The organism is Microcoleus sp. K1-B1, from assembly GCF_036704705.1.
Classification (GTDB): domain Bacteria; phylum Cyanobacteriota; class Cyanobacteriia; order Cyanobacteriales; family Microcoleaceae; genus Microcoleus.
Map to the genome: position 1 here is coordinate 1 of NZ_JAUBSH010000075.1, position 26,948 is coordinate 26,948.

The 26,948-nt window shown below is 46.1% G+C and carries 23 protein-coding genes; 12 read left to right on the forward strand and 11 right to left on the reverse strand.

All coding sequences use genetic code 11. The features are described from left to right. Nucleotides 1-355 precede the first annotated feature (355 nt). Both QUA83_RS22515 and QUA83_RS22520 read left to right on the forward strand, forming a co-directional pair. Nucleotides 356-1,654 carry a CAP domain-containing protein gene (locus QUA83_RS22515; RefSeq protein WP_333295953.1) on the forward strand — a complete coding sequence of 433 codons (1,299 nt, stop codon included), beginning with the start codon at nt 356-358 and terminating at the stop codon, nt 1,652-1,654. Between the two features lie 172 nt (nt 1,655-1,826). Next, on the forward strand, nt 1,827-2,357 hold the full coding sequence (locus tag QUA83_RS22520) for an adenylate kinase (protein WP_333295954.1): 531 nt from the start codon (nt 1,827-1,829) through the stop codon (nt 2,355-2,357). Nucleotides 2,358-2,680: 323 nt separating this feature from the next. Here the strand turns inward: QUA83_RS22520 and murQ are convergent, their stop codons facing one another. After that, complete coding sequence (murQ, locus tag QUA83_RS22525) at nt 2,681-3,595, reverse strand: N-acetylmuramic acid 6-phosphate etherase (protein ID WP_333295956.1); 915 nt, start codon at nt 3,593-3,595, stop codon at nt 2,681-2,683. A 226-nt stretch (nt 3,596-3,821) separates the two neighbouring features. Next, nucleotides 3,822-4,196 carry a DUF3110 domain-containing protein gene (locus tag QUA83_RS22530; protein ID WP_333295957.1) on the reverse strand — a complete coding sequence of 125 codons (375 nt, stop codon included), beginning with the start codon at nt 4,194-4,196 and terminating at the stop codon, nt 3,822-3,824. Between the two features lie 508 nt (nt 4,197-4,704). On the opposite strand from QUA83_RS22530, the gene QUA83_RS22535 reads away from it, so the two are divergent. The 4 genes from QUA83_RS22535 (at nt 4,705) to QUA83_RS22550 (ending at nt 14,311) form a co-directional block, all read left to right on the forward strand. After that, nucleotides 4,705-11,385, forward strand: a complete 6,681-nt coding sequence (locus QUA83_RS22535) for a translocation/assembly module TamB domain-containing protein (RefSeq protein WP_333295959.1) — start codon at nt 4,705-4,707, stop codon at nt 11,383-11,385. Nucleotides 11,386-11,441: 56 nt separating this feature from the next. Continuing rightward, nucleotides 11,442-12,671, forward strand: a complete 1,230-nt coding sequence (locus QUA83_RS22540; protein ID WP_333295960.1) for a clostripain-related cysteine peptidase — start codon at nt 11,442-11,444, stop codon at nt 12,669-12,671. A 161-nt stretch (nt 12,672-12,832) separates the two neighbouring features. Then, nucleotides 12,833-13,198: a hypothetical protein gene (locus QUA83_RS22545; protein ID WP_333295961.1), complete on the forward strand. Its 366-nt coding sequence runs from the start codon at nt 12,833-12,835 to the stop codon at nt 13,196-13,198. A gap of 141 nt (nt 13,199-13,339) precedes the next feature. Beyond that, nucleotides 13,340-14,311, forward strand: coding sequence for an Rpn family recombination-promoting nuclease/putative transposase (locus QUA83_RS22550; protein ID WP_333295963.1), 972 nt, complete (start codon nt 13,340-13,342; stop codon nt 14,309-14,311). A 128-nt stretch (nt 14,312-14,439) separates the two neighbouring features. On the opposite strand, the gene QUA83_RS22555 is transcribed toward QUA83_RS22550, so the two are convergent. From QUA83_RS22555 to QUA83_RS22575, 5 genes are all read right to left on the reverse strand, one after another. Beyond that, entirely contained in the window at nt 14,440-14,991 is a 552-nt protein-coding gene (locus tag QUA83_RS22555; protein ID WP_333081513.1) for a Uma2 family endonuclease, read from the reverse strand. Between the two features lie 241 nt (nt 14,992-15,232). Next, complete coding sequence (locus tag QUA83_RS22560) at nt 15,233-15,457, reverse strand: hypothetical protein (RefSeq protein WP_333295966.1); 225 nt, start codon at nt 15,455-15,457, stop codon at nt 15,233-15,235. Next, a complete protein-coding gene (locus QUA83_RS22565; protein WP_333295968.1) occupies nt 15,444-15,740 on the reverse strand; it encodes a hypothetical protein in 297 nt (98 codons plus the stop codon). Before QUA83_RS22565 ends, QUA83_RS22560 begins: the two co-directional genes overlap by 14 nt. Nucleotides 15,741-15,891: 151 nt before the next feature. Further along, nucleotides 15,892-16,248 carry a type II toxin-antitoxin system PemK/MazF family toxin gene (locus QUA83_RS22570; protein WP_333248283.1) on the reverse strand — a complete coding sequence of 119 codons (357 nt, stop codon included), beginning with the start codon at nt 16,246-16,248 and terminating at the stop codon, nt 15,892-15,894. Next, nucleotides 16,242-16,490 carry an AbrB/MazE/SpoVT family DNA-binding domain-containing protein gene (locus tag QUA83_RS22575; protein ID WP_015174616.1) on the reverse strand — a complete coding sequence of 83 codons (249 nt, stop codon included), beginning with the start codon at nt 16,488-16,490 and terminating at the stop codon, nt 16,242-16,244. The genes QUA83_RS22570 and QUA83_RS22575 overlap by 7 nt, the downstream gene beginning before the upstream one ends. Before the next feature lie 204 nt (nt 16,491-16,694). Between QUA83_RS22575 and QUA83_RS22580 the strand changes: the two genes are divergently transcribed. Both QUA83_RS22580 and QUA83_RS22585 read left to right on the forward strand, forming a co-directional pair. Further along, complete coding sequence (locus tag QUA83_RS22580) at nt 16,695-16,925, forward strand: prevent-host-death protein (RefSeq protein ID WP_333248287.1); 231 nt, start codon at nt 16,695-16,697, stop codon at nt 16,923-16,925. Continuing rightward, nucleotides 16,922-17,314, forward strand: coding sequence for a type II toxin-antitoxin system VapC family toxin (locus QUA83_RS22585; RefSeq protein WP_333143612.1), 393 nt, complete (start codon nt 16,922-16,924; stop codon nt 17,312-17,314). Before QUA83_RS22580 ends, QUA83_RS22585 begins: the two co-directional genes overlap by 4 nt. Before the next feature lie 89 nt (nt 17,315-17,403). Here QUA83_RS22585 and QUA83_RS22590 read toward each other — a convergent pair whose 3' ends face one another. Both QUA83_RS22590 and QUA83_RS22595 read right to left on the reverse strand, forming a co-directional pair. Beyond that, the gene (locus QUA83_RS22590) at nt 17,404-18,846 is read right to left on the reverse strand and encodes a serine/threonine-protein kinase (RefSeq protein ID WP_333295970.1); all 1,443 of its coding nucleotides are present in this window, start codon (nt 18,844-18,846) and stop codon (nt 17,404-17,406) included. Nucleotides 18,847-18,920: 74 nt separating this feature from the next. Next, nucleotides 18,921-19,061, reverse strand: coding sequence for a hypothetical protein (locus tag QUA83_RS22595; RefSeq protein ID WP_333295971.1), 141 nt, complete (start codon nt 19,059-19,061; stop codon nt 18,921-18,923). Between the two features lie 79 nt (nt 19,062-19,140). On the opposite strand from QUA83_RS22595, the gene ispG reads away from it, so the two are divergent. Next, on the forward strand, nt 19,141-20,361 hold the full coding sequence (gene ispG / locus QUA83_RS22600; RefSeq protein WP_333295974.1) for a (E)-4-hydroxy-3-methylbut-2-enyl-diphosphate synthase: 1,221 nt from the start codon (nt 19,141-19,143) through the stop codon (nt 20,359-20,361). Between the two features lie 258 nt (nt 20,362-20,619). Beyond that, a complete protein-coding gene (gene ctpC, locus QUA83_RS22605) occupies nt 20,620-21,975 on the forward strand; it encodes a carboxyl-terminal processing protease CtpC (protein WP_333295976.1) in 1,356 nt (451 codons plus the stop codon). 360 nt (nt 21,976-22,335) lie between these two features. On the opposite strand, the gene QUA83_RS22610 is transcribed toward ctpC, so the two are convergent. After that, a complete protein-coding gene (locus tag QUA83_RS22610; protein WP_333295978.1) occupies nt 22,336-22,542 on the reverse strand; it encodes a DDE transposase family protein in 207 nt (68 codons plus the stop codon). 300 nt (nt 22,543-22,842) lie between these two features. Between QUA83_RS22610 and QUA83_RS22615 the strand changes: the two genes are divergently transcribed. Beyond that, nucleotides 22,843-25,536, forward strand: a complete 2,694-nt coding sequence (locus tag QUA83_RS22615) for a heavy metal translocating P-type ATPase (protein WP_333295980.1) — start codon at nt 22,843-22,845, stop codon at nt 25,534-25,536. Nucleotides 25,537-25,733: 197 nt separating this feature from the next. Here the strand turns inward: QUA83_RS22615 and QUA83_RS22620 are convergent, their stop codons facing one another. Then, entirely contained in the window at nt 25,734-26,081 is a 348-nt protein-coding gene (locus tag QUA83_RS22620) for a hypothetical protein (protein ID WP_190659999.1), read from the reverse strand. Nucleotides 26,082-26,186: 105 nt separating this feature from the next. Between QUA83_RS22620 and tmk the strand changes: the two genes are divergently transcribed. Further along, the gene (gene tmk, locus QUA83_RS22625; protein ID WP_333295981.1) at nt 26,187-26,855 is read left to right on the forward strand and encodes a dTMP kinase; all 669 of its coding nucleotides are present in this window, start codon (nt 26,187-26,189) and stop codon (nt 26,853-26,855) included. Nucleotides 26,856-26,948: the final 93 nt, after the last annotated feature.

The window sequence follows — 26,948 nt, forward strand, 5'->3', positions numbered from 1 at the left end:
TTCTCTCCCGGCGCGGTGGCTTTAGTTCTTCTCAAAGCCACCGTTCTCATCTTTATTTAGTCTAAAGTACAGTAAAATCTAAAATCTAAAATCTAAAATTGTATTGATGCCACGGGCGATCGCACATTCCTTTGAAACTCTCCTTAAATTCGAGCGTACTCTTCCCTTTCCCAATCAGAGCCAGCCTCTTGACATCCCCACTTTGACAACAGCTATAATCAAAATAAATACAGCAGCGGCAGGGATTCACACAATTATTGAATTGTACCTAGCCAGCTAGCGCTCGGGGAAACTATCGTTAAGACGGTAAGCCATCTACCAGCAAAACCCAGTCTTAAAACTATTGATCATCCCCATGCTTGAACAACTACAAAATTCAGGTTCTCAGTCCTCGGACATTTTAACAGGAGAGCGATCGGCCTCTCAACTCGCACCAACTTCAACCACCAATCAAAACTTTATTTATAGAGTTTTAGAACTTACCAACATTGAACGCAGTAAATTAGGTTTGTCGCCGCTAACCTTAAATACTCAGTTACTAAATGCTGCGGAAAATCACAGCCAAAACATGGCACTGCAAGACTTCTTTTCCCATACCGGAAAAGATGGTTCGTCATTAGGAAGTCGGATTACTGCAACGGGCTATCAATTCTCAGCGGCCGCAGAAAACATAGCTGCTGGATCTTCTACACCCGAACAAGTTGTATCATCGTGGATGAACAGCAGCGGCCACCGGACTAACATTCTTAACCCCAATCTCAAAGAAATTGGGATTGGTTACTATTTTTTAGCCAACGATACTGGCACTGAAAATTGGAATCACTATTGGACGCAAGTTTTTGCGACTTCTCTTGACGGTAGTGTCAATCCCGCACCGACACCGACACCAACTCCCACACCAACTCCCACACCAACTCCCACACCAAACACTATATCTATTACTTCGCCAATACCCAATGCTACAGGGGATGGCAGCCCCACGACAGCACCCAAAAATACAGCCAGTGGCGGCAATTATTTCCTATCAGATAGTGCCGATACTCAAATACCGACAAATGCTGCGGGATTGCCAATTTTGGCCCTTTCCGGTAAAGACAATATCACGGGGGGAGAAGGTGCTGATAGCATTAATGGAATGCAAGGTGCGGATACAATTAATGGTGCCGACGGCAATGACAGCTTATCGGGCGGCAAAGAATCTGATGTAATTGATGGCGGTGTTGGCGATGATTTTATCAGCGGCAACAACGATAACGATCGACTAATCGGAGGAGACGGTAACGATACTATTCGCGGCGGTAAAGAAGATGATGTCTTGATTGGCGGTAACGGCGATGATTTGTTGGCGGGCGATCGCGGGCAAGATATTTTGACGGGCGGTGCTGGAAATGATACGTTTATCTTAGCAGGAGGTTTGTCTGCTACGCCTACTTTAATTAGTGCCGATGTAATTGTCGATTTTGGGGCTGGGGATAAAATTGGTTTGACTGACGGTATCGGATTTGCAAACTTGACTTTTGAAGCTGTGAGTTTGCAGTTGGATGGAGGTGCAAGCGTCGCTTCTACGGCGATTAAGTCTGGCAGTAATTATTTGGGAATCGTGCAGGGAGTCAGTCAAAGTCAACTTACATCTTCTGTTTTTGTCAACGCCTAAAAAACATCATCTCCAGATTCCCGACTCCTCTAAGAAGTCGGGAATCTAACAACAAGAGCGCTTTATGTTAAATTTTGAGAGGATAATCAGGGGGGCTGTTTAGAGAGATTGATTGTTATACTGATTATATCAAGTCTTGCTACAATCTGCATCATTCCTAAGAGGGGTAAGTATGAAAAAAGTAGCCGTGTTTGGCAATACTGGAGGTGGTAAATCAACTCTCAGCAAGAGATTATCAGAAATCACGGGTTTGCCACTTTACCCCTTGGATAAGATTCAATATCAATCTGGGGGCGCTGAGGTTCCAAATGAAGAATATAAGCGTACCCATGAGAAAATTTTGGCGACTGACCGATGGATTATAGACGGTTTTGGTTGCATGGAAACCGTCTGGGTTCGACTCAACGAGGCAGATACTCTGGTTTTTGTCGATCTGCCCCTATACGTGCATTTCTGGTGGGTGACTAAACGGCTGATTACAGGTAAGTTTATACCGCCAGAAGGCTGGCCCCAAAAGAGTCCGATCTTGAAGAGTTCAATTAATAGTTACCGTGTTCTTTGGTTGTGTCACAAGTATTTGACTCCCAGATACCGCGAGTATGTCGATCGCGCTCAAAATACCAAAAGTGTTTATCACATCAGATCTACTGAAGAGATTTCACAATTTTTTGAATCGATATCGCAAATGACTGATGACTGTTGACTGATGTTATTTGTTATTTGTTATTGGTTAGGAATGAAAAATCAATAACTTGCACAATTAAACCCCAGAAGCCTTGCTCCAAGGTAAACTATTGCTCTATTAGTCACCTTATTTATTTTTCATTCCTTAGCTGCTACCAATAACCAATAATATCATGTCCGATCGAGTGACCGCGATACCTCCGTTGGGGCGGGTTTACAGGATCTCTCATTGTCAATATAGATCGTTCGTTAATCTGCCCCTACAGCAATTATGGGCGAAGCGAAGCGGAGGGAATTGACCGGACACGATCTAACTAATAATCAATAACTAATGACTACTGACTACTGACTAATTGATGCCACAGCCGATCGCAAATTCCCTTGAAATTCTCCCAAAATTCGATCGCACTCTTCCTTTTCCAAATTAGTCCAGTGCATCATCAAAGCTAATTTTACAGACTTGCCGCTTTTTTCGAGCAAAAAACCCGCCTCCTCCCGGTTCAAATCAGTCAAATCTTGCAACATCCGCACAGCCCGATCGCGCAATTTCTTATTAGTCACTGCCACGTCAACCATTCGATTGCCGTAAACCTTCCCCAGCTTCACCATTACCCCAGTCGAAATGATATTTAAAGCCATTTTTGTTACTGTACCGGCTTTCAAGCGCGTCGATCCCGCCACTACCTCCGGGCCAACCAACAACCGAATATCAACATCAGCCTCAAAATTCACTTGTTCGACGGGTACGCAGGCCATAAACACAGTCTTCGCCCCCCGCTGGCGTGCCGCCTGCAAAGCGCCCGCGACAAACGGCGTCGTACCCCCAGCCGTAATGCCGACAACCACATCTAAGTTGGTAATTTGACGGTGGGCGATCGCCTCGGCCCCATCCTCAGCCCGATCCTCCAAATCCTCCGAACTCCGCACCAAAGCCCCCGCACCCCCGGCAATTATGCCCTGTACGAGTTCTGGCGGCGTGCAGAAGGTGGGGGGACACTCGGCCGCATCCAGCACCCCCAAACGCCCGGAAGTACCCGCACCGACGTAAAACAGGCGACCTCCTTGACGCAGAGACTCGGCTGCAATGTCGATCGCTTGGGCTAACTGTTCGCGGGCGCGGGCGATCGCGCTTAAGGTTTGGGCGTCTTCCCGGTTGAACAAGTCCACTAATTCGATCGAACTGAGTTGGTCTAAATTCTCGCTGTTGGTATTCACCTGTTCAGTCAGCAGATGGCCCCGTTCTTCCAAATTCTTCATTTTTTGTCAGTTGTTAATTGTCAGTTGTCGGCCTTCAAGCGAAGTCAGGAGACATAAAGAGTCCCCGGTTCAGCCTGGAAGCCTGTATCTAGAAATTGAGCCTAGGATCGATCGCGCTGGAAGATATCAAATTTATCCTTCTTCCCTCTTCCTTGTTCACATCGATCCTCGAATCTCAATATCCATCCGTTACATCCGCTACAGAATCCGTTGCCCAACCTTCCTTTTACAAAAGTCCTTCGAGTCGGCGACGAATAGAATCCAGTTCGTTTTGGGAAACCTCAGAATCCGGTTCGGGTTCGGGTTCGGGCTCCGGCTGCCACTGAGTCTGTGTTACATTGTCTTCTGGCGGAATAGCCAGCGCCCCCGCGGGCACAAGTTCCCAATCATAATCAACACTGTCGCAAAACTCCTTAATTTCCTCATCGTCGATCGCCTCAACAGTGGGCTCGGGGAAATCCTGAGCTTCCAACATCACGCCAAAGCGGGTGGCGTCGTCTTCTGACTCAAACATCAGAACTTTATTGCGATCGCCGAGTTGAATGGTATGAATTCCCTCATTCTCGGTGCGGGCATTGAAGAGTAAGACGAACACTCGCATAAGTTTTAAAGACCTTCTTAACCACCGTTTTTTTATCTTAGGAGCGATCGTGCGATTTTAGATTTTAGATTTTAGATTTTAGATTGACTGTCGGTTTTAGGTGGTGTTGCGTGTTTTGATTAAGTTCGGTAAAGGTTTCTGGAGTCTACCCTGGAGGGGGACGTGTTTAGATTTTAGATTTTAGATTGTAGATTTTAGAATTGACCCCTGATCTTGCACGCGCGGGGATCGAGAGGATTTAGGGGAGTTGGATGACTTGGTATTAGGTCGTGTTGCGTGTTTTGATTAAGTTTAGTAAAGGTTATTGGACTCTGCCCCGGAGTGGGGGGCGTGAATCTTGAAATTCGATCCTCTGCTGCAAGCTTCGCTAACGCCCGATCGGCACTTCCGACCTCACTTGTGAGTCTACCAAAGGCAGAAGCCACCCTGGCGAATCACAGAAATTATACCTGTGTAAAATCGGCTGATTCCCTTAATTCCTGAATTCTCTGATTTCTGAGAAACACCCATGACTAACTCGGACGACGACAAAAATCAACTCGCACCCCGCCCCCACCGCCGCTGGTGGCGTCTGGTGCTGCTTAGCGGTACGGGATTGGGCATTATCGCCTTGGTTGGGGCGGCGGTAGGATACCAGTGGGTGCGGGAAAAGTTAGCTCCTTTGGTGGAAACTGAAGTCAGTCAGTTGCTGAAGCGGCCTGTGCAACTAGGACGTTTGGAGAGATTTTCTCTGACAAGTTTGCGGTTTGGCCGATCGACTTTACCTGCAACTTCTACCGATCCGGATTACGCTTCTACAGAAGCAGTGGAAGTGCAATTTTCAATCTTGCCACTGCTGTTCAACCGCACTCTCAAATTAGATATTACTTTAGTTAAACCCAGCGCTTATATCGAACAGGATGCTAAAGGCCGCTGGGTTAATATTCCAACTAGGGAGCGCAAATCTCCGGGTTTATTTAAAACTGAAGTTGAGGCAATTCGAGCTGAAAATGTCGCCGCAGTTTTGGTGCCGAGTCCTGCAGTTGGACAGAAAACTTCGGCTCCGATTTCTGTAAGCTTGAAAAATGGCAGTGCTCTGTTTCGCGACCAAAATCAGCGCGTTCTCTACGAACTAAACGGTCAGTTTACTAATAGCGATAATTTTATAGTAAAAGCTGATTCTCTGTTACCTGCTGCTCAAACTAACGTGCAGTTGCAAGGTCAAAATTTGCCTTTACCAGACCTTGCTCGCTTGCTGAAGCTTCCCGGCATTTATTTACAAAAAGGTCTAGCTAATGGGAATTTGACCGTGCAATTGCGAGACAATAAAGTATCGGGAATTACCGGAGCAGCTAGTTTTGGAGGAGTGCAAGCTAGTATTTATCCCCTGAAACAAATTATACAAAATAGCAGCGGTCAGTTGCGGTTTCAGGAAACTAATTTGATTGTCGATAGTCTGGTGGCTAATTACGGTTTAGTTCCGCTGAGAATAGCAGGAACAGTGGCCACGGGAACTAATTTTAATCTCCAACAAGCTAGCTTCAATCTGATAACTAACGTGCAACCAGTTGCTTTGGCAAGTGTTGTCAGTGCGGTGGAAACAGAGTTAGGGAAGAAAGTAGTATTACCCGTGGCTATGGCGGGGGAAGTGAAGGCGGATGCCAAGCTGACTGGAACAGTTGCTATGCCGGTGCTGACAGGTACGATCGCCTCGACAAAACCCGCTACAGTCGATCGACTGCAATTAAACAATATTAGCACTAATTTCAAATTGGAACGGGGGAGAATGGCTCAAACCCCAACTCCCAATTCTCAATCTTCTATTCCCCCGTTTTCCTCTTTAGCTTTGACTTTGGGTGATATTTTGGTAGTGCCGGCGGCGGGTGGTAAAATTGGCGGGAAAGGTGAAGTTGATATTGCGTTGGGAAGTGAGAATTCGCGATCGGGTTTAGTGTTTGACTTCCAAGCTGAAAACGTGCCTGCAGATAATCTCGCCCAAATTTACGCTCTCCCGATTCCTGCTACTGTTAATATTGGCAGTGTCTCCGCAAAAGCTCAAATTTTCGGCCCGTTAGATAACATTCAAGCGAGAGTTCAATGGCAAGCACCGCAAGGGACTTTCCCCGCAGCGGGCGAAATTCGAGCCGGAGGAAATTCGGCGGATTTGCAAAATACGGTTGTGAAAATTGGCGACGCTTCTGTTAATGTGGATGCTGCGCTAAAAGACCGTCAGTGGCAAGCTTTGATCGAGGGCGATCGCGTGGATATCAACAGTTTGCAGCAAGTCCTGCCAGACCTTAATTTGCCTCCTGAACTGGGCGGTTTGTTCAGCGGAACTGCCGAAGCGGCGGGAACTCTGGACGATTTGAGTTTAAATGCGATCGCTGCGACGGGCAAAGGAACGCTGAATCTTGCTGACAGTATTGTTGACGTTAATGGCGAACTAGAATCGGGTAACTGGCAAGTTGTTGGCAACACTGAAAAAGTAGCTGTCAATCAATTAATTGATATTGGCTTGCCGTTTTTAACACGGGAAACGACCGCCAATCTAGACAATCTCAAAGCCAAAATCCAAAATCTAAAATCTCTCGGCGGGCAGCTAGCAGGTGAATTTCAAGTCGCGGGAAATGTTGACAATTTGACTGCTGGCGGAATCAATGTTAATGCCAACGGTAGGCTCAATTTTGCCGACAGCAATGTGAATTTAAACGGAGAATTGGTAGCGGGCAACTGGCAAGCAACAGCACAAACAGATCGCACTTCCATCAGCCGCTTGGTAGATTTGACAATGCCGATTTTAGATGTAGCTTCAGCATTCAATCCCGAAAATCAGCAATCGGCCAATCTCAACAATCTAAAATCCAAAATCCAAAATCTAAAATCGATTGACGGACTGCTATCGAGTCAATTTACAGCATCGGGAAGTCTTGACAATTTGACGGCTAGCAGCATCAATGCCAGCGGCAGCGGCAGACTCAATCTTGCCGACAGCAATGTTAATTTTAAAGGAGAATTGGCAGAGGGAAATTGGCAGGGAACCGCAGAAACCGATCGCACTTCAATCGGCCGTCTGGTAGATTTAGGATTGCCGCTGTTAGATGTTGGCTTAGCTTTCACTGCTGACAATCCCCAAACAGTCGCCAATATCAACAATCTCAAATCCAAAATCCAAAATCTCAAATCGCTTGACGGACAAATATCGAATCAAATTCAAGCCAGCGGCAATCTTGATAATTCAACCGCCGCCGATATTTCTGTCAACAGCAGCGGCCAACTCAATATAGCTGACGGTACTGTCGCTTTTAGAGGTAAATTAGAAGACAGACGCTGGCAAGCTTTCGCCGATGCCGATCGAGTTATTCTCAGCCGCTTAGAACAAACTGTTCGCAATCTCCAACTGTTTCCGCTGACAGCGACTTTGCCTAAAGGATTTGACGGCCGAGTTAACGGCGAATTCCAAGCAGCGGGTAGTTTGGATAACTTGACAGCGAAGGGAATTAGTGCTAGCGGAGAAGGACGGATTTTGGTCGATCGACTAGGGGCGATCGATACTACGGCAAAATTGGAAAACGGCAACTTGCAAGCATTGCTGGAAACCAACGGAATTGCCGTCAGTAATTTAGAACAAACCCTCAAACAAACAGGTTTGCTGACAGCGGATTTACCGCCAGAAATTGAGGGAACCCTCGACGGCAAAGTCCGCATTTTGGGAACAGTAGATAATCTAACCGCCAACGGCATCACCGCCAACGGCGACGGACAAATTCGACTCGCCAACGGCGGAGGAATTGTCAATGCTAAAGGCAGCGCCGCATCGGGGAATTGGCGCGCGTCAATCGAGGGCGAGCAAATTGCTCTAAGTCGCTTCCAGCAAGCCTTTGAGTCGCAGCGACAAAGCTTGCAAACCGGAGGTGTAGTCTCTGGTGCCCAAAATCTCCCCCAACTTGCAGGACTGTTTAACGGCAATATCAATTTATCCGGCCCGATTGCGGCGGGCACGGGGGCACCGCCCCTACAAAATGTTCGCGCCGGCGGCAGTTTCCGCATCTCGGAATTGCCGTTTTTGAAACAACCTTTTGAAGCAGTATTTAATTGGGACGGTAAGCGGGTAGAAATTGAGAATGCCACAACTCCCGGTTTGACAGCAAACGGCTTTGTTAACGTCGAGTTGGCAGGTAAAGGATTGCCTTCAATTTCCAACTTAGATTTGGATATCAAACTCGCCAACTTTAATCTGGAAGCTTTGCCTGCAGAACAGTTAGCATTTTTGTCTACAATTGCGGGCAAAAATTCCTCACAGCAAAACCCACCCCTGCGCGGCAATGTCGATTTTACCGGCAGCCTCACCGGAACCCTCGCCGCCCTCAGCTTAGTGGGCGACGTGGAAGTGCGAAATTTAGCAGTAAATCAAATCGCTTTTGATCCGGTACTGGCGGGGAATGTGAATGCGGATGCTGGGAAAAGTGTAGATTTGCGTTTGGCCGGCGCCAGCGACAGAATTGAAGTAGCTTTAAATCAATCTTTTCTGCCGACATCTTTCTTAGTTCAACGCGGGGAATCTGTGGCTAGCGGCCAAACCGAGGGAGAAACTTTGCGAGTTAATTTAAGCGATTTTCCCCTCGCTGCTTTGAATTTATCACCCGGTAAAGAGGCGGGTTTGGGGCCGATAACTGGTACGGTTTCTGGACAAGTAAATGTGCCCGGTTGGAAGATGCCGTTAAATCCGGCGACTTTACAAGCAAGCGGACAAATTGCGATCGCCCAACCGGCAATCGGCTACATTAAAGGTGACAGTTTCCAAGCCGAATTCAGCTACGCTAACGGCAGCGCTACTCTCACAAATGGCATATTCCGCCAAGGCAGCGGTCAATACTTAATTTCCGGCAATGTTCAAACAGGGCCAAACCCGCAATTTGCAGGGAAAGTTAACGTCCAGCAAGGCAATTTGCAGCAGGTTTTAACCGCTTTGCAATATTTCAATTTAGGCGACTTGGCGAGAGGCATAAAACCTCCCGTTTACGGTGACAGTGGCGACGTGCAAACTGTAGCAGTGGGAGAACCGGATGCCCCGCTAATCGAACAGTTGCGCCGCTTGGCAGAAATTGAAACAATTTTGCAGCAGCAGCAAGCAGTGGAAGCATCAGAAAAATTGCCTCCCTTATCCCAATTGCAAGGCACTTTCGGCGCGGAAATTGCTGTTGCCGGTTCTTTGCAAACGGGTGTGGAAGCTCAATTTAACGTGAAAGGCGATAACTGGCAGTGGGGAGAATATGTCGCCGAACAGTTCAGCATTGAAGGCAGTTTTCAGGACGGAATTTTAACTGTTTTGCCTTTGGAAATTCGATCGGGCAAAAGTGCGATCGGCTTTTCTGGACAACTCGGGCAAAAAGCTCAATCCGGGCAGTTGCGGGTAGAAAATGTACCCGTGGAAGAGTTGGCAAAACTGGTGGAATTGCCCTTTGTGGATGTCACGGGAAATTTGAATTTGCGGGCGAATTTGGCCGGCAGTTTGGAAAACCCGCAAGCCACCGGAGAATTGAGTTTGCTTGAAGGTACGCTAAACGGAGAACCGATTAAACAAGCCGACGGCAGTTTCAGTTACAGCAACGCCCGCCTGAATTTTGGTGGCAGCGCTTTGGTAACTCAAACCGAACCGATTGAAGTGCAGGGAAGTTTGCCTTTTGAGTTGCCGTTTGCAGCCGTGAAAGCTGATAGCAATCAAATTGATTTGAGGGCGAATTTGCAAAATGAAGGTTTGGCAATTATTAATGTATTGACTCCGCAAGTTGCGTGGGTCAGTGGCCAGGGACAGGTGCAAATTCGGGTGGGAGGAACGCTGCAAGACCCTGTAGCGCAAGGAATCGCGAATTTTGAAAATGCAACCGTCCGCGCGCAAGCCTTCCCAGAACCGCTGACAGGGCTGACTGGGACGGTGCGCTTTGAGGGCGATCGTATTCGGGTAGAGGGAATTCGGGGACAGTTGAGTCAGGGAGAAGTCGTGGCTGCTGGCGTGATTCCGCTGTCTGTGCCTTTTGCGGAGGGCGATGTCGATGCGGATAATCCTTTGGCTGTAAATTTAGACAAGTTGGCAGTGAACCTCAAAGGATTGTACAGCGGCGGCGTAGTCGGTCAAGTGCAGGCAAGGGGCACGGCTAGGCGTCCGCAGTTGAGCGGTAATATTGAACTGTATGACGGCGAAGTATTTCTCCGAAGTCCCGGCGGCGGCAGAACTGAGTTAGCTTCTTCCTCTTCTGCTTCTGATTCTGATTCTGATTCCACATCTTCTGCTTCTCCTGCGACAGAGGTTTCTGATTCCCCTTCTGCTGCGACTTCCCCTTCCCCTTCCCCTTCCCCTTCCTTTGAAGTTGGATTGAACGATTTGCGGCTGAATTTGGGCCGGGGAATTCGGGTAACGAGTGCGCCGATATTGAGTTTTCAGGCGACTGGGGGCTTGACGGTGAATGGAACTTTAGATGACCTTCGCCCGGAGGGTACGATTCGGTTGACTTCCGGGTCGGTGAATTTGTTTACAACGCAGTTTAGACTCGATCGAGGATACCCGCAGACTGCGACCTTTGTACCAACACAAGGACTCGATCCGACGCTGGATGTGAGATTAGCAACTTCGGTGCAGGAAGTAACGCGGTTCCGCACTCCCGGCGCATCTGTAGCCTCTGAAATAGCAGACGAACCGACAACTTTCGGCAGCGTGCGGAGTGTCCGAGTTCAAGCATTAGTGCAGGGAAGGGCTTCTCAGTTGGGGGAAAATCTGGAGTTGAGGAGTTCTCCGAGTCGATCGGAAATAGAGATTGTAGCGCTGTTAGGCGGCAGTTTCGTGGAGACTTTGGGACAGGGAGATAGTACACTGGCGATCGCAAATTTAGCCGGTGCGGGTTTATTGAACAACCTTCAATCTGCGGTTACAAACGCCACAGGATTGAGCGAATTTCGCTTATTTCCCACTCGGATTAGAGGCAACGAAGCACAAAGTGCTAGTTCCAGTTCAGGTGCGGGTTCTCTCGGTTTAGGTTTAGAAGTTGGGTTTGACATCACGCGCAATCTTTCAGCATCAATCATTCGAGTTTTGTCAGCAAATCAACCGACAGAATTTACTGTGCGCTATCGATTGAGCGATAAACTTTTACTCAGGAGTTCCAGTAATTTTCAAGGAGACAACCGCGTCACTGCTGAATATGAATTGAGGTTTTAGTTATCCAAAAATACCGTCTACAAAAAGCTGAAGATCCTCAATCAGGAGCTGAGAATGTGAAAAGAAGAGAATCCCTCAAACTGATAACAGTAAGTATTAGTTCTTTAATAGATACAATATATTACTCTGGAGGCCAATATGTGCTTGGAAGTCCGGTCAAAAATCATTATAACTGGGTATTACTCTACTGGATGCCCTATGACAATAATCTCTCAACATTCGGACAATCAATTATTCAAATGCTAAGTAAAGGTGTAAAAAATGACAAGGTTTTGGTCGTAGTACAATCAGATTTTAGTGGCTCAGCACAAGTTTCTAGAAGCATCATTAGCCAAGGTAAAGTTGAGACGCAAGACTTAGAAACAGCAGATAGTAGTAGTCCCGAAGTCTTGAGTGAGTATCTGAATTGGGCACACTCTCAATTTCAAGCCAGACGCTGGGCTATTGTGTTTTTAGGTCATAGTGGAACGCTTATGGAAATAAGCCCCGACGAACATCCCACCTCCCCTTCTATTTCAGAAATTAGATGGATGAATCTTCAAAAAATAAATCAACTTATATTTAATTTTAACCAATCTGTCAAGGGAAATCTCGAATTATTATTTTTTCAAAATTGTAATAAAGGAAATATTGAAGTACACCATACCTTCCAAAATACTGCTAAGTATACGCTTTCATCTCAACTCCAACTGGGAGCGCCCAATTACTATTATGAGCAATCGTTAAGTGATTTGAGCGATTATCCAGACATGGATGGTTATCAGCTAGCTAAAAAAATTATGGATTCTGAACATCCTGATATGTACCATAGTTTGACATTAACTAACAATCATTATTTCCGCTATTTGCCTGAAAAAGTTAATGTTGTGATTGATTCTATTTTGCAAGCAGACATTGCGCCTGTGAAAGTTTTTATATCCTCAATTTTAGGGTCGGAAGTCAATTTGCCCAGTAACAATACTGTAGTAGTTTATCGTAACTTTGGAGAAACCTTTGTTGATTTCGCAAATTTTTTACAAAAACTTACTCAATTATCAGGTGCAAGTCCGTCAGCTTGTAACGATTTACTGTTATTTTTAAATAATTTTCTGATTCAGAGAGTGCAACAGCATGGTGAATTACTTGACTCAAGAATTAGGCATAAGTATAAAAACTTATCAGGCTTAGGCTTATTTTTACCTAGAAATCGGCAGAAACTGGAAAAGTATTTGTATTTATCGGTTTATTCAGACTTAAAGCTTGTAGAGCTTTTTGAGGCAGTTGTATTCGAGACAAAACAGAACTAAATATATTGGGGAGATTTTAGTTTACCGACTGCACAGAAGCAGTCAGGGAAGTAAAACCACAGCCAGAATTGGCTCGCAATTCCCACTTCCCAATGCTATAATATAAATAGCAGAATTAAAGCCCTGCTGCCCCACACACAAGGTTATAGGAGTTAAGTCAAATGGCAAACAAACTCCAAGTAAAAACAGAGTCGATCGGCTACAGCGACTTTTACTGGAACCGCTTTAGTCCGAGAGTTGCAACTATCAGCAGTGTCCGCAACGCCAATCACTGGGACGGCGGATTCATCACCTATATTGCATTTCCCACAAAAGTAGAAGCTACAGCAGCAATGAAATATTTGCTCTTGAATCAAAAAGCTGCTGATGTCGATCTGCGGAAAGCCAAGCGAATGAAAGCAAAAGGTATTCGGTGGGAACTCAAAATTCGGGGTTTAGCTTTTAATGAAGTGCTGAAACTGGCAACAATGGATATAACTGGAAAGCTAGTGATGTCCGCTGCATCTACTACTGAAGCCACAGGCTGATAAAAGCATTCAGATAATAGGTTGGGTTGAGACAACAAAACCCAACCCTTCCAATATTTGTCAATATCCATCTTCCTCTCTTTTCTCCTCCTCTGCGTCCTCTGCGCCCTCTGCGGTTAATAAAAAAATCCTATAAAATATATGCGTTTCATCAGCCCCAAAACAGACTTTGCATTCAAAAAAATATTCGCTTCTTCCGAACACCCAGAAATTTTAATCAGCTTCCTAAATGCAATGCTGTATAACGGAGAACCAACCATCCAAGAAATAGAAATCATTGACCCTTATTCAGCAGGAAGCGTTACAGGATTGAAAGACACTTACCTGGATGTCAAAGCCAAGATTACCGGTAACAAAACCGTGATTGTGGAAATGCAGGTACTCAACGTCGCCGCCTTTGAAAAACGGGTAGTTTACAATGCAGCCAAAACCTATTCTACTCAACTAAAAGCCGGAGAAGGTTATTTAAAGTTAAATCCGGTCATTGCTTTAACCATCACCGACTTTATCTTATTTGAAAACACCGAAAAACTAATTTCTAACTTTGAATTCACAGAAACAGAAGAGAAATTTGTCTATCCCAACTGCGAGTTAAAGTTAGTGTTTGTCGAGTTACCAAAATTTAAAAAAGAATTGAATGAACTCGAAAACCTGCCGGAAAAATGGATATACTTTATGAAAAACGCGCCCTCTTTGGAAGCAGTACCAGATACATTGGGGTCTATTGAAGAGATTAATACCGCGCTGGAAATTGCCAACAGAGCAAATTTGACACTAGACGAATTGAATGATGTAGACAAGCGAGAAATGTTTATCCAAGACCAAATCGGGTCTGTGATGAAAGGGATAGAAATTGGTCTACAACAGGGGATTGAACAGGGAATACAACAAGGAATCGAACAGGGAATCGAACAGGGAATCGAAAGGGGTAAAATTGAAGGGGAAATAGGATTAATTATGCGTCTACTCGTGCGGCGGGTGGGTGAGGTTACACTGGAAGTTCAAACTCGCATCCAGGGGTTATCTGCAGAAAAGTTAGATGATTTGGGAGAGGCTTTGTTGGATTTTAGGAGTCAAGAGGATTTGATTGCGTGGTTGGATTCGGCGGGATGAATTCTCGTAGGGGCGAGTTTTACAAACAATCTGTGCCTTTGACCCATAATCTCATAAACCCGCTCCCACCCAACGGCAAATTTCGCTCTACCTCTATGAAACCTGCCTTAAATCATAGGAGAATTGCCTTAATTGCTGACGATCGCACTTACGGATATAATTACATCGGGAAATGCGATCGGGTTAACTGTTCCACCTGTTAGCGTGAATTTGGAAGCGTAATCTCCGTCTTGGGGGTCTCGAAATACGACCAACTGTCTGTTTTTGAGGTTAACTACCCAGTATTCGGGGATTCCGACTTCAGCATAGATTTTCGTTTTCGTCTCCAAGTCTTTGATGAGAGTGGAATCAGAGTATTCAATCAGCCAAAAAATATTTTCTGGATAGGGGTGATGTTCGAGGTATGTGCGGCCCAAGGGCTGTACGATCGCAATATCTGGTTCTGGTTCCGAGTTGTTAGGAAGGGTAATTGGTTTTGCCGATCGGATTGTAGCGCGATCGCCTAACAGCCGGATCAGATATGCTCCTGCTTCGCTGCTAAAATAGGCGTGGGGTTCTCCTTCCGGCGACATTTCTACAATTTCTCCTTTTAGCAACTCTACGCGCCGATGTTCCAAGATGCCCGCAGAGATCATTTGGTGGTATTGGGCGATCGTCCATTTGGCTGCAATTACGCTCATGGCGATGTTTTTTGATTGCTTTTTAATTTTTTATTGTAGCTGATTTTTGATTTTAGGCGATCGGCGATTGAAATCGTTTCTTGTCAAACGAAGTCCTAGCAGAGGGGGACTGAAGAATCAACCCGATGTTAAAGCAGGATTTGCTATGACATCGAATGTGACTTCAATGCCTCCTGGATTTCGCTTGTCTGCGGAGGCAGACTTTGTTTGTGCACGATCGGTTTCAAGCGCTGGGTGCAATCTATGCAAATACGGCTGCTACGGCTTTCGGCAATGCGATGGGCACAAAATATGTAACTGGATACAAATAATCTTCGCCGGATTCGTCAATAACTCGGATAAATTGATGTTTCGCAGCGCGATTATCCGGTATTATTCTGTAGATTTTTCGCACTTCCAAGGATGCTTGATAGTCTTGATTGTTAATGCAAACTACAAATTGTGTTTCTAAGTTAAACTTCAACATATTTGCATAAAGTAGTCAGTTCAGAAGCAGTTGCATCTGTCAACAAAATCGTCCCCTCAGTTGTCAATTCCCATCTATCGCGAGGCGAACCTGTTTCTATATATCGCTGAACCAAGCCATCAGCAGCCAGTTTTTTTAAGACAACCATCATGTCAGGTTCTCGCGGTACATCTCGACGGGAAAGTGCTTTCGTGAGTTCGTACCAACTCCACTTTCCTTGACCTTTAGCTACTAATTCCAGCAGCACTAATTCAAGCTGGGTTAATTGAGTTAGGTTTTTCATCAAAATTCCTCTACGTTCGGATGAAATAAAACGCCGAATCCTTCTTTTAACTTATAATCTTCAAAAACTGAATAATTTTTTAAGGATATGCGGGGGAAAGTAAAATATTTTGAAGATTTAACTAACCTAACATTTGATTGACTTTGATTAACTATTCATTAACAGTCATATTCTCAAACAAAATAGGTTGAATTCGCCTCAAAACTTCCTCAACTATATCTGATCGACATTCACTAAGAAAACTTGCCTGCCTTGCGCGATAATCTAAAGAACGGAGTTGATCCGTCATAATTACACCTGTTATCGCTTCACCTTCTGGAATGGGAACATAAAACGGATTTTTGCGTTGTGTGTTGCTGATGGGACAAACAAACACAAACCCCATTTTTCGGTTAAATTTAGTTTGACTCACCACCAGTGCAGGCCTAGTCCCCATTTGTTCGTGTCCTGCTTGAGGGTCAAAATTGAGGCGAATAAAATGACCTCGTTCGGGGATATAGTTTACCAAACTTCCTCTCCTTCTGGTTTTCCCCAAGAGACTTCTTCGCTAGATTCTATTTCGCCTGCCAATAATTCATCTAGGGTATACTTTGATATTTTATTATTTACAGGCTCTATGACCAGTTTCCCATTTTCTATGCTGCAAATTACTGAATCTTCGGCTTTAAGGTTGAGAAACTTTACTATGTAGTCTGGTATTGGCAAAGCCAAGGAATTACCTAATTTGCTGATGTGTATTTTGGCTGTCATACATTTGCGATGTTAACACTCAGGTTTATTTATTGTAACACAATATTGTTCAGTTAAAAAAGTAATTATTCGATCGCGCACCTCAGCTAATTGAGAACTGAGCAAACTCTCGACGATTACTTTCCCGTAGCGCAATGACAGGCTTAGCTCAGTGAACCGTCTTAAGATATAATGTAGTTTGAACACAACACCAATCATTGTCCTATGAAAACCATAGACAAAAGTCAATTAACAGCTCAAATACTAGAATTTTTGCGACTTGTCGAGCTTGAAGGCGAAGAAATTTTAGTGATGGATGGGACTAAACCACTTGTGATAATTTCTCAGTATGAAAAGTCCCTTTCAACTGAAGAATTATTTAAGGATATGCGGGGGAAAGTAAAATATTTTGAAGATTTAACTACGCCAACAACTGAAGAATGGCAGGAAGTATGACAGTTGTCCTTGATACCTGCGCTCTCATCTGGTGGAGTTTAGATCCAGAGAAACTTTCTCAATCGGCAAAAGATGCTTGTCAGCAGATGGAACAAGAAAAAAATGGTTTAGTTCCATCAACGGCCATCTGGGAAATAGCTATCAAGATCAAAAATCATAAGTTAGATTTAGGAGTAAGTATTGATGACTATATCGCTACTTTAAAAAAGTCTAATGTTATTCGGATCGTTCCAATTGATGAGGACATTTGGCTAGAAAGTGTCAAATTAGAATGGGAACACCGAGATCCAGCAGATAGAGTGGTTGTAGCAGTTGCCAAAAGAAGTCAAGCTGCTATTATTACAGCCGATCAAAAAATAGCTAGTTTCTACTCTTTAGTAATTTGGTAAATCGAATGTGCCAGGTATCGGAAACGTAGAACAGGCGCGGTTTCGTGGTTAAAGCCTCTGTTATAAATCTTCACGAAACTCTGTAACCCTTAGATGTTACACTCTACAAGTCTCGACGCGAGAGAAGAGAGATTCCCTCCTCCACACACACCCCCCCCACACACTCCCAACCCACCCAATCTCGCCCCCACTGGGAGGTGCCCCCTATGTGCTTTGGTGTTGAATTTTAATTCGTTGTAGTACAACCATTTGTTATTCACACGCCAACCTATTCGATCGCCAAAAGCGTCCCAAATTTCCCGATCGTATTCTCTGCTTCCTCCCAGACTTTGATAGATGCGTTTCTGCACCGAAAAGCCGAAACGTCCGTTACTGTATTTTACCCAAAGTTGGTCAATAGTTCGTAAGTCTTCACAGGGGAATCGATCGATATCTTCAGCCCTCAGCCAGCCATCCCCCGCTCTCCCCGCTACTTCCAGCATTTTTATTGCCGTTTCCCCATCCGCCTCTTGCCATTTTCCGCTAGCCAACAGCCGATCGAGGTTGCGATAATTGACTCCTTTTGCTGAAATCAAATTTATACGTTGTGGCTGTGGCTGCGGGCTAGGAATATTTTGTTTGGGGCGCCAAAGGGTTCCTATCCATTGTAGAATTGGTGGCGGTGGCTGCGGGCTAGGAATCGTTGGTGAAACACCCCCTCTTTGTCCCCAATTGCCAATGGTGGCTTGTGGAAGCATAGCCAACCATTTTTCCACCGACTGAGGGCGCTTTGTCGCATCCATTTCCATCCCTTTCATAATTGCCTGATGCACCGCATCGCTAATATTAGGATTAATCTGAAACGGCGGCTTTAAAGGATGATTTAAAGCCCTCATAAATGCAGCAGTTGGTGGTGTTTTCGTTAGCAGATAGTATAGCGTTGCCGCCAGAGCATAAACATCTGTGTACTCAGCAAATCTGCCCATTTCCCCGTACTGTTCGGGAGGCGCAAAACCATGTGTTAACCCAAAAGTCATTTGTTGAGTGCGATCTGGAATAAAACCCCGCGCTAAACCAAAATCAATCAAAACTGCATCTTGATTGTCACGCACCATAATGTTTTGTGGCTTGATATCCCTATGGAGTAAACCTTTTTCGTGAACTACTATTACGGCTTCTCCTGCTTGGCAGATGTAGTTTAAAGCTTCAGTTTCTGACAAAATACCGCGCCTTTCCACCCATTTCCACAAATCTTCTCCTGCCACATATTCCATCGCAATGCAAGGCAAATTACCATGATCGAAATAGTTGTCTATTTGCACAATATTGGGATGCCTGCACACAGATAGCTTTACCGCCTCATCCCGGAATCTGTCCCGATACCGGGCAAAATTTGGATCGCTCAATAAGTCGTCTTTCAGCGTTTTGATGACAACCCGCCCCCCGTTTGGCGCTTCCTTCGCTAGATAGGTGATGCCAAAGCCACCCTCACCTAACTTGCGCTCAATAATATACCGATCGCCATTTAACCCCTGCCCCGGCGTCCAAACCATTCTCGTCACCGCCAACTAATATCAATGTTTATCTCGGCCTAGCCTGTATTTTAACTGTATTTTCTAAGTTGGGTTTAGTTCCACGGGCCCAACTTCAGTTCGCCTTCCCGGTAATGGTTGGCTTTTAGTTCGATCGCCCTTTTCCGACATAATTCGATCGACAAATTCGCCACAATCCCATTAAGAATCCTAAATCCCAAAACCTCATTGTCCAAACAGAGCATTTCTATGGCAACCTGAAAAATAGGAAACAGAATTTTATAGAGCTTGGTAACAGAACACTAGCAATCACTTATGCAAACTCTACCAAATCCAACTAAAACCCCCACCACCGAACCAATCTTCGACACCACCATCAAACGCCGCAAAACCCGACCCGTCAAAGTCGGTAGCGTCACCATCGGCGGCGGCAACCCCGTCGTCGTACAATCGATGATTAACGAAGACACCCTCGACATCGACGGTTCAGTCGCCGGAATTCGGCGCTTGCACGAGATTGGCTGCGAAATCGTCCGCGTCACCGTGCCCAGCATGGCCCACGCCAAAGCATTAGCCGAAATCAAGCAAAAACTGCACGCCACCTACCAACCCGTGCCCCTCGTCGCCGATGTCCACCACAACGGCATGAAAATTGCCCTGGAAGTCGCCAAACACGTAGACAAAGTGAGAATAAATCCCGGACTTTACGTGTTCGAGAAGCCGAAAGCCGACAGAAGCGAATACACCGACAGCGAATTCGCCGAAATTGGCGAAAAAATCCGCGAAACCCTGGAACCTCTGGTGATTTCCCTGCGCGACCAAGGCAAAGCTTTGCGAATCGGCGTTAATCACGGTTCCCTCGCCGAACGGATGCTGTTTACCTACGGCGACACGCCCGAAGGCATGGTAGAATCGGCCCTGGAATTCATCAAAATTTGCGAATCCCTCGACTTCCGAAATATCGTACTTTCCCTGAAAGCCTCCCGCGCGCCGGTGATGGTTGCTGCTTACCGCTTGATGGTGCACCGGATGGACGAACTCGGCATGGATTACCCGCTGCATCTCGGCGTCACGGAAGCAGGAGACGGCGAATACGGCCGCATCAAATCCACCGCAGGCCTCGCACCGCTGCTGACTGACGGTATCGGCGACACCATCCGCGTCTCGCTGACAGAGGCCCCAGAAAAGGAGATTCCCGTTTGCTACAGCATTCTGCAAGCCTTGGGACTGCGGAAAACGATGGTTGAGTATGTCGCTTGTCCTTCCTGCGGTCGCACTTTGTTTAATCTAGAGGAAGTGTTACACCAAGTGAGAGAGGCGACGAAGCATCTCACGGGTTTGGATATAGCAGTAATGGGCTGTATTGTCAATGGGCCCGGAGAAATGGCTGATGCTGATTACGGCTACGTCGGGAAGCAACCGGGTTATATTTCGCTGTATCGGGGCCGGGAAGAAATTAAGAAGGTGCCAGAAGACCGAGGGGTGGCAGAATTGATTGATTTGATTAAATCGGACGATCGCTGGGTCGATCCTTAGCCCCGTCAGGAACAGGCAAGATGCCTGTTCCACAAAACCTCAAGTTTCTTGTGGGGTGGACTCCTAGCCCCGTCAGGAACAGGCAAGATGCCTGTTCCACAAAAAAACATCAAGTTTCTTGTGGGGTGGGCTTCTAGCCCGCCCTGAATAGAACTCAGCAAAGTGGAATAATATATGTAGGCCAAACGCGAGCCGGCCTTGCCTGTGTTAGATTGAGCGTAATTATTCTGAACTCTTTTCGTCCCGCGCGTCAGACAAATGGTTATAACAAAACGAGGGCTTGTTCTAAGTGCAGCAGCAGTGGTACTCACTGCCGTAACTCTTGCGAACACTGGTTGCAGTTCTAAATCTCTGGCTTCTTTTCGGGGAAGCCCTAAAGAGTTAGTTGATGAAGTTTGGCAGATTATTGACAAAAGTTATGTGGATGGCACTTTTAACCAGGTTGACTGGAAAGCGGTGCGGAATGATTATTTGAACCGGACTTATACCAGCGACGACGAAGCTTACAAAGCTATTCGGGAAATGCTGAAGAAGCTGGATGATCCTTATACGCGGTTTATGGACCCTCAAGAGTTCAGAAATATGCAGGTTGAAACTTCTGGGGAACTGACAGGAGTTGGGATTCAGTTGACTCAAGATGAGGAAACTAAGAAGTTGACAGTGATTTCGCCGATCGAAGATACCCCTGCTTTTAGTGCTGGTATTCTGGCAAAAGATATCATTACTAAGATTGACGGCAAGAGCACAGAAGGCATGGATACGAATCAAGCAGTAAATTTGATTCGCGGTCAGGTGAATACTGAGGTGACGCTGACTATTTTGCGGGGAAACAAGGAATTAGACTTTAAACTGAAACGCGCTAAAATTGAAATTCATCCTGTGCGGAAGTCGGTGCAGAAAACTCCCATCGGAGAAGTCGGCTATATTCGCTTAAATCAGTTTAGTGCCAATGCTGCATCGGAAATGCGATCGGCAATTAAGGATTTGGAACAGAAAAAGGTAACGGGCTATATTTTAGACTTGCGTTCCAATCCCGGCGGGTTGCTGTACGGAAGTATAGAAATTGCTCGGATGTGGCTCAAAGAAGGTACGATCGTCTCCACGGTCGATCGAGTCGGTGAGGCCGATAAACAAACGGCAAATAAGGGAGCGATCACAGACAAACCGTTAGTTGTACTGGTAGACGGCGGTTCAGCAAGTGCTAGCGAGATTCTATCCGGTGCTTTGCAAGACAACAAACGCGCGGTTTTGGTGGGAACAAAGACATTTGGTAAAGGTTTAGTTCAGTCAGTACGCGGCGTGGGAAATGGTGCCGGTTTGGCGGTGACAATTGCAAAGTATTTTACTCCCAACGGCACTGATATCAACAAGGCCGGGATTGAACCAGATTTTAAGGTAGAACTCACCGAGGCTCAAAAACAGGAATTGAGGCGCGATCGGGAGAAAATTGCTACGACAGGCGATCCGCAGTACGCCAAAGCTATGGAAGTTTTGACACAACAAGTTACTGGTAAAACAGGGAACAAGAAGGCGGAGTCGAAACCGAATGCTGCGCCACCTAAGCCGACTGCGGCGCAGGCAAAACCGAGTGCAGCACCTTCTAAATCGAAGTAGAAAAACTGTATAGGGTTTCAGTTAAAAAAAAGCATTCGGGGGAAGAATTACGGCTAAAAGCCCTGATTTTAAACTCGAATGCTTTGGTATTTTTGGCAATCAGTCAATGCGAGTCATGTCAAATCCAGTTAACAGTCAACCACAGACGGTACAACCGAAATTCATCTAATTCATCTGCGTTAATCTGTGTTTATCTGCCCTCATCTGCGGTAAAAAAAAAGATAATTTCTTCACCGCAGATAACAATGGATTGACGCCGATTCACGCAGATTAAGAGAAGAGAGATAGGAAGAATTTCGATGCTAACAGATTTGATATCGCGTTAGCTTTCGGGATGGGGAGGAAAGTAATAGTAATTCGTCATTGCGGCTGGCATTTGCCGGCGCGAATTAATCCGATGCGGCGGGCGATCGCATCTTCGGGCGAATCGTAAGGACCCCACTTTTCAATAATACTAGGGTTTTGTTCTTCGAGTTGCGTGCTCCTCTGCGATGGCTCCGCCAACGGCAAAATTTCGCAATTACCTGCAGGACGTTTGATAATATAAAATTTGGGTGTTTCTGTCATAGCTAAATTCGTCAAATAAAAGCTGGATACTAACTAGGCAATGGGATCATTATATCAAATAAGGAAACGCCAATGCCGTGTCCCAAGTGTGTCTTAGAATTAAACTCGCAGCCCGACAGTAGTTGAAAACCCTGCCGGACTACGGATTTAACAGCGTGGAACTAATAAGAATTAAAAAAAACTAACACTTTTGGAAGATGCCACACTATTTATCTATGATAAAAATATAGACATTTGTCTAAACAGTGCATTAAATCCTTTCAGAACTACCCAAATATTCTAATCAATACCAAAAAAACCATGCAATTTTTGCCCAAAACAATTCCCGAAATTCAACCAGAAATCCTACCCGTTAACGAATCACCGCCAGAACTTGTTACTTTCGATGTCGGCGGGATGAAATGTGCTGGCTGCGCCAAAGCTGTGGAACGCCAACTCATGCAGTATTCAGGCGTAATTTCAGCTTGCGTTAACTTGGCAGTAGAAGTCGCGACGGTTGAGTGTCAACCGGGCGCTGTCGATGCAGAGGCTTTAGCGAAAAAGTTGACTGATAATGGATTTCCCTCTCAGTCTCGTTTAGGAGAAAATCAGCGGGAAGCAGAAGCGGCAACAATTGAACGGCGGGGGCAAGAAATTAGACTGCAAATCAAGCAATTGACGATCGCCCTTATCCTAATTATTCTATCCGGTTTAGGTCACGTACTCGGCACAAAAGCCCCAATTCTCAGCAATATTTGGTTTCACTGGGGACTCGCCACCCTAGCTTTGCTGCTACCGGGCCGCCCGATTATCGTTGACGGGTGCCGCAGTTTGTGGCGAAATGCACCGAATATGAATACTTTGGTAGCTTTAGGCGCTGTTACAGCTTACACCGCTAGCAACGCGGCGCTGCTGTTTCCACGGATGGGATGGGAGTGCTTTTTTGACGAACCGGTGATGCTGCTGGGCTTTATTTTGTTGGGCAAAACTCTCGAACAGCAAGCCAGACGGCGCGCTGCATCAGCTTTGCAAGCTTTAATCGCATTGCAACCGGCGAAAGCCCGCTTAGTAGATTTTAAACTTGCGAGTTTAGATTTGCGATCGGAAGAATTGCCTTTAAACTCGACATCAGAGGTCTACGATCCACAATACATTGAAATTCCAGCCGATCGCGTCCGAGTCGGAGAATGGCTGCAAGTTTTGCCAGGGGAAAAAATTCCGGTAGACGGTGAAATTTGCGAAGGCAAAACAACGATAGATGAGTCGATGCTGACTGGCGAATCGCTGCCGGTTTTGAAGCAACCAGGAGATACAGTTGCTGCCGGAACTATCAATAAATCCGGCGCAGTTGTGATGCGGGCAACTCGCACCGGTAAGGAAACAACTGTAGCTCAAATGGTGGCTTTGGTGCAGGCAGCCCAAACTCGCAAAGCGCCGATTCAAAATTTAGCTGATACTGTCGCCGGATATTTTGTATATGGGGTGATGGCGATATCGGTTTTAACTTTCCTATTTTGGTATTTTGCCGGCACTCATATTTGGCCTTCTGTGCTTTTAGGACACGATATGGGGCATGGGGCATCGGGCATCGGGCATGGGGCATTGGGCATGGGGCATGGGGCATTGGGCATGGGAAATGAATTGCCAATTATCCATTATCAATCGCCTTTGCTCTTAAGTTTGAAATTGGCGATCGCAGTTTTAGTGATTGCTTGTCCCTGCGCTTTGGGACTGGCTACCCCAACAGCAATTTTAGTCGGTTCTGGCATCGGGGCGGAGCGCGGGCTTTTAATTCGCGGTGGTGATGTTTTAGAACGGGTGCATCAATTAGATACGGTGGTTTTTGACAAGACTGGCACTCTGACAACCGGAAATCTCACACTCACAGATTATTTGCCGATTTTCCAGAATTCGGAGTGGGATTTGAACTCAGATATTAATGTTGGCAACAGGGAAGATGCCTGTTCCACAATAATTGATGGAGTTTCTGGCAACAAACAAGATGTTTCTTCTACAATTGATGGAGTTTCTGGGAACAAACAAGATGTTGGTTCCACAACAATTGATGGAGTTTCTGGCAACAGGCAAGATGCCTGTTCCACAATTGATGGGGTTTCTGGCAACAGGCAAGATGCCTGTTCCACAATTGACTCAAAACTGCTGCAAATTGCGGCGGCGGTGGAAAGGGGCGCTTGTCATCCCATCGCTGCAGCGATTTTGCTGGAAGCTCAACAGCAAGGTTTGCCGCTGCTAGCTGCTGAGGATTTCTGTACGGAACCGGGCTTGGGGGTTTCTGCTTTGGTGGAGGGCCGAAGGGTGTTCGCGGGGAATGCTGAGTGGATGAAGGAACAGGGGGTCGCTGTGGCGACGGAATTGTCGGAGTCTTTGCAAGGCAAAACGGCGGTTTACGTGGCTTCTGGGGGCATTTTGCTGGGGGTAATCGGGCTAAAAGATACTTTGAGGCCGGATGCTAAGGCTGCGGTGGAACGTTTGCGGGGTATGGGATTGCGGGTGATGATGCTGACGGGGGATACGGCGTCTGCGGCGGCGGCGACGGCGCAGCAGCTAGGTTTGGCGGCGGCTGATGTTTTGGCCGGGGTGCGGCCGGAGGGGAAGGCGAGGGCGATCGCGACTTTGCAAGCCCAAGGCTGTAAAGTGGCTGTGGTGGGGGATGGTATCAATGACGCCCCGGCTTTGGCTCAAGCTGATGTCGGTATCGGTTTGCACTGCGGCACTGATGTAGCAGTTGAAACTGCTCAAATTGTGCTGATGCGAAATGCTTTGATGGATGTTGTTGAGTCGATCGAGCTGGGGCGCGCTACTTTTAATAAGATTCGCCAAAATTTATTTTGGGCTTTTGGTTACAATACTCTGGGAATTCCGGTGGCTGCGGGTATCTTGCTGCCTGCAACCGGAATTCTACTCAGTCCTGCGGCTGCCGGAGCATTTATGGCGTTTAGTTCTGTTAGCGTGGTTACAAATTCTTTGTTTTTGCGCCGGGGATTTCGAGCTTAAATTTAGGGATTGCATATAAAAGTCGGAGGCCATCGGTCATTAGCTAGAAACTAATGACTAATGGCCTCATTCCAAGACGGATACAAGCCCCCCACACCAGGAGTCGAGACCAAAGAAGTTTCGACGTTAGTTCGAGGCCCCAGATTTATCTGTGGAGTCACTCTAAAATCTAAAATGTAAAATCGACTGACTGATGGCTAGAGTGCCATACTTTCCAAAAGTCGCCAGTTATTGTTGTTCATAATTGAACGACTCACTAGCTCGAACATTTGACGGCAGTGGTTGTTGGTTTGCAGGGGCAGTTCCTCGTTTTTAATCACGAAGTTCATGCGAACCTCTGAGTCGCTAGCCGTGTTTTTCTCAATTAGGACTTCTGCGGTGACAAGTTTGGCAATCGAAACTTGACCTGGGAGCTCGCGAGCCATGACTGAATCTCCTGTATTGTAGATAATATCAAGATTGCATGACTCTAAAATTTCAATCAGGGATTGACGGAGACGGTCGATCGGAACGGCAACGATAAAAAAACCAGTATAGCGAGCCATAGACAACTCCAGCCGTGAGGCATTTAGACTTTATTATCATACCGAACCTAGAACAGATTCACAGAACAATATGGATTTATTTTATGCAGGTGGAAAGTTAGGGCAATGAAAGGCAAACTTATTGTGTTTGAGGGGGTTGAAGGTGCCGGTAAAACTACGCAAATGCAGCGCTTGATACAGTTCCTGCAAGCAAGTTGCTTTCTGAGAGTCCGCTTGGTGGCTACTCGTGAACCGGGGGGTACTGAGCTGGGAAGGGGACTGCGACATTTGCTGCTGAAACAAGATGGGGGCGAATCTGTATCCGATCGAGCAGAATTACTCATGTACGCGGCCGATCGCGCTCAACACGTCGAAACTTTTCTCAAACCCGAGTTATCGAAAGGAACTATTGTTTTATGCGATCGCTTTACTGACTCTACGATTGCTTATCAGGGCTACGGCCGCGGTCTTAAGTTAAATTTAATTAAGCAGTTGAATGAAATTGCCACCGGCGGCTTGGAAAGCGATCTGACTTTGTGGCTGGATATTAATGTGGAGGCGGGTTTGGCGAGGGTAAAAGCTCGCGGAGGGTGCGATCGGATCGAGCAAGCAGATTTGAAGTTTCACCACCAGGTGCAGCAAGGTTTTGCGGAGTTAGCCGAGGAAAATAAATCTCGAATTGTCCGGATAAATGCCGATCGCCCTGAATATGAAGTCGCTCAGGAAATTCAAGCTATTGTAACTCGCCGATTAGAAGCTTGGGGATATTTAAATAATACCAATTCTGAAAAATAGCGCTAGATAATGTGTAGAGACACGGCAATGCCCTGTCCTGCTGTGGCAACTTACAATTTAACTTCTTAACTCAAAACAATTATTTAGCAGTCC